The organism is Bradyrhizobium nanningense (genome assembly GCF_004114535.1).
GTDB lineage: Bacteria > Pseudomonadota > Alphaproteobacteria > Rhizobiales > Xanthobacteraceae > Bradyrhizobium > Bradyrhizobium nanningense.
The window spans coordinates 1-3,405 of the sequence record NZ_LBJC01000059.1 but is presented as its reverse complement, the minus strand read 5'-3'; the positions used below and the strand labels follow the sequence as shown (position 1 = coordinate 3,405).

Below are 3,405 nucleotides of genomic sequence, written 5' to 3'. Positions count from 1 at the left end.
CTTATGTGTCGGACGAGATTATGTGGCGGAGGCGCCCTAACGCCAGCCAGGGCCGGCCACCCAGGGTCTCTCCGCCACATAATAATCAGATGTTGGCCAGCAGCTGCAGGATGGTGTCGTTCGGCCGGAAGCGCGCGCTGCGGTCGCCTGAGACGCCCGCCTTCTCGAGTCCCCGGCGCATCATCTCGACATCCGCAGCGGCGTATCGGTGGGTTGTGGCGACCTGAGCATGGCCAAGCCAAGCCTGGATTGTCAGGAGGTCCACGCCTGACCGGAGAAGCTTCATGGCGAGGGAATGCCGGAAGATGTGCGGCGATATCGGCTTGCCCTCCAAGCTTGGCCTCGTGGACCCGGCCTGGGAGGCGGCACGCCGCACGATGTGTGTCGCGCCGAAACGCGTCAGGCGCTCGTTGTGGACCCCGACGAAGATCGGCCGCGGTTCATGATTGGCGAGGCCGCGTTCGCTCAATAGGTCCGTCAGCGATCGCACCAGATCCTTAGGAATGGGAACGACGCGATCTCGGCGTCCCTTGCCGTGAAGCAGCACCTGCGGGCGTCCTCGCTCCAACTGAAGGTCGTTCGCGTTGACGCCGGTCGCTTCGGACACGCGAGCGCCGGTTCTCGCCAAGAAGAGCAGAAAAGCCCGGTCGCGCCGACCGCGGGGCGTCGTCTGATCAGGGGCTGCGATGATGGCCTCCACCTCGGCGTTGGTGAGATGATGCGTCACCTCGATGTGGGCCCGTTTGGTGGGGATCGTCAGAACCCGTTGGGCGACGCCGAACGAGGCGGGATCGGCGGCAGCGACGTGATGGAAGAAGGATCGGATCGCGGCTAGTCGGGCGTTGCGCGTTGCGACGGAGTTGTTCCGCTTCTCCTCAAGCTCGTCAAGAAAGGCGAGAACAAGGTCCCGATCGAGATCCTCAAGGGCCAGCGCCGCCGGCTTCTTCCCCAAATGGGCGGCGGCAAAGAGGATCAGCATGCGCAAGGCATCGCGATAGCTGGCTAAGGTCGCGGAGGTCGCGTTGCGCTGCTTGGTCAACCGGCGACGAAAGTACGACTCCAGGAGCGGCGCCAGCGGGAGGTGTTCGTTCATGCCGCGCCTCCGTCGAGGAAGGCGCGCTCAGCCGCGATGGCGAGGAGATCCGACGAGCCGGTGAGGTAGTAGGCTGTGTCGCTATAGTTGGCGTGCCCGAGGTAGGTGGCGAGTAAGGGCAGCAACGCTTGGACGTCCGCGCGCTCGTGGTGCCACAGCCTCAGCCTGGTCACCGCGAACCGGTGCCGGAGATCGTGCGGTCGCAGAGGCTTGCCATTGTCAAGGCCCGCGAGCTTGCGGGCCTTAGCGAAGTTGCTTTGCAAGCCGGTTGCCGACAGACGGCAGCCTCGCGAGCTGAGGAAGAACGCCTCGCCTTTGGGCCTGGGAAACACGGTGTCGCGCTCACGGGCGTACCGACGAAGGGCTGCCTGGGTCGTTGGGTGAACAGGAATCAGGCGGTCTTTACGGAACTTGGTTTTACGGACGAGGATGACCCCGTTGGTCAGATCGACGTCGCCGCGATCAAGCCTGACCACTTCGCCCGATCGTAACCCCGTGCTGGCCAACAATCCGATTAGCGTCGCCATCGTGCGGCCCCTGAGAGGGGTCCCTGGCGAAATGAAGCTGCATGCGTCGATAAGCGACGTCAGCTCATCCTCTCTTAGGATGCGCGGCGGCGGAATCGCCCTGGACCGCGGGAAAGCTTTGCGCTCCAAGACCTCGGTCTGGGGGTCGTAGACGACCAGGTACTCGTAGAATCGGCGGAGCACGCCGTGACGGACCGCGCGGCTGTCGGCGGCGCCACCGAACGACAGGACGAAGTCCAGCGCCATCGTCCGGGTGGCGGGCGCACCCAGCTGAGATCGTTCGACGCAGCGAACGAAAGCCCGCAGCGTGCCGGCTTGCTTGTTGAAGGCGTAGCCGAGGGAGCGGCGCAGCTCGATGTAGCGCTCGACCTTGTCGTCGAGGAATGCGGCGAAGGCGGTCATGCGGCGCCTCCCGGAAAGGGGAGCGCGACCTCAGCGAGCTGCGAGGCCGCGACCTTCACGTACAGCGCCGTTGTGTTGATGCTCCGGTGCCCTAGAAGATCGGCGACCTCGTTGATCGGCCTTCGTCGCCCCACGAGCTGGGTGGCTAGACTGTGGCGCAGGAGATGTGCGCCTCCGACGCGACCGAGCTCGATCCCACCATGCTGCAATCGCTTCCGCACGATCCTCGAAACAGACGACGCGTACTTGAATGGTCCCACGGGCGGCGTGAAGGACAGGAACAGATGCTGACTATCGACCTTCGGTCGAGCCCGCAGGATGTAGTCGGCGAGCGCGGCGCCGGTCTCCTCGATGAGCGGGGCCACTCGGTCACGCTTGCCCTTGGTGCGCCGGATAAAAAACTCGCCAGCTCGCCAGTCGATATCCCGGAGCTGAAGAGCGCGTAGCTCGCCGTTGCGAATGCCTGTGGTGGCGAGCAACAACAGGACAGCTCGATCGCGAAGGTCGATCGGCGTCGCCTTGCCGATCGCATCGATGGCGCGGCGAACATCATCCCACGAAAGCCGGGGCGGTAAATGGGCCAGTCGCCAATATGGCGTTCTTGGAACGACGGGAGCCAGATCCTGCTCGTGGTGGCCACCCCAATGCAGAAAGCGGAGAAACGTTCGGATGTGAGAGATCGCCGCCGTGCGAGTGCCGGAGGTCGCCGAGAGCAACAGCCGATACTCGACAGCGGCAAGGACATGCTCTGCCGTCAACGCCTCGAGGTCTTGGCCAGGATGGCGATGGCGGAGCCAATCCAGAAAGCGCCGTGCGCCCAAGAGAACGCCATCGCGGGACCTTGGCTCAAGGCCTCGTACCCTGCTCAGATAGTCAGAAAAGGAGCGCAAAAGCGGAGCGTCCGGATCATCGACTACAATGGGCGTCGAGGCAATGAATCGTTCGGGCGCCACCCGTCGCGCGTGTTGGAGCGCAGACACTGCCGCAATCCGCGGTGACTCCGTGGTGAATGTGCATAGATAGCTATCGATGATAGCTTCGCCGATCGGCCGTGAACCGCAATGCGCTGCAGCAAAACGGCCGAACCGCGCGATCCGGCTCAGATAAAGCTTAGCGGATGCTTGCTTGTAACCGAGCGAGAAAAAGTGCCCCGCGATGCGATCCATCTCGGCGCCGAGCGCCCCGTCACGAAGGCGTTTAAGCACCCCACGGTACGAAAAATAGAACTCGAGCATTGTGCTCCTCCGGCGTTACGGCGCAGGGGGATCCCGCGTCCGCACGAGGGGCACAAAATATTATGTGGCGGAGGAATCCAGCCGTGGCCGGCCCTGGCTGGCGTTAGGGCGCCTCCGCCACATAATCTCGTCCGACACATAAGAGCGG

The 3,405-nt window shown here is 63.8% G+C and carries 3 protein-coding genes; all 3 read right to left on the bottom strand.

Going from position 1 to position 3,405, the window contains the following annotated elements; translation table 11 throughout:
• Window positions 1–85: 85 nt before the first annotated feature.
• The 3 genes from XH84_RS31860 to XH84_RS31850 are packed head-to-tail and all read right to left on the bottom strand — an operon-like array spanning window position 86 to window position 3,257.
• The gene (locus XH84_RS31860) at window positions 86–1,039 is read right to left on the bottom strand and encodes a tyrosine-type recombinase/integrase (protein ID WP_245471913.1); all 954 of its coding nucleotides are present in this window, start codon (window positions 1,037–1,039) and stop codon (window positions 86–88) included.
• 50 nt (window positions 1,040–1,089) lie between these two features.
• Entirely contained in the window at window positions 1,090–2,022 is a 933-nt protein-coding gene (locus XH84_RS31855; RefSeq protein ID WP_128948540.1) for a tyrosine-type recombinase/integrase, read from the bottom strand.
• The gene (locus XH84_RS31850; protein WP_128948539.1) at window positions 2,019–3,257 is read right to left on the bottom strand and encodes a site-specific integrase; all 1,239 of its coding nucleotides are present in this window, start codon (window positions 3,255–3,257) and stop codon (window positions 2,019–2,021) included. Before XH84_RS31850 ends, XH84_RS31855 begins: the two co-directional genes overlap by 4 nt.
• Window positions 3,258–3,405 lie beyond the last annotated feature (148 nt).

Excerpts from the sequence above, each read along its gene's own strand:
- XH84_RS31855 (WP_128948540.1), bottom strand. The coding sequence starts at position 2,022 with ATGACCGCCTTCGCCGCATTCCTCGACGACAAGGTCGAGCGCTACATC.
- XH84_RS31850 (WP_128948539.1), bottom strand. The coding sequence starts at position 3,257 with ATGCTCGAGTTCTATTTTTCGTACCGTGGGGTGCTTAAACGCCTTCGT.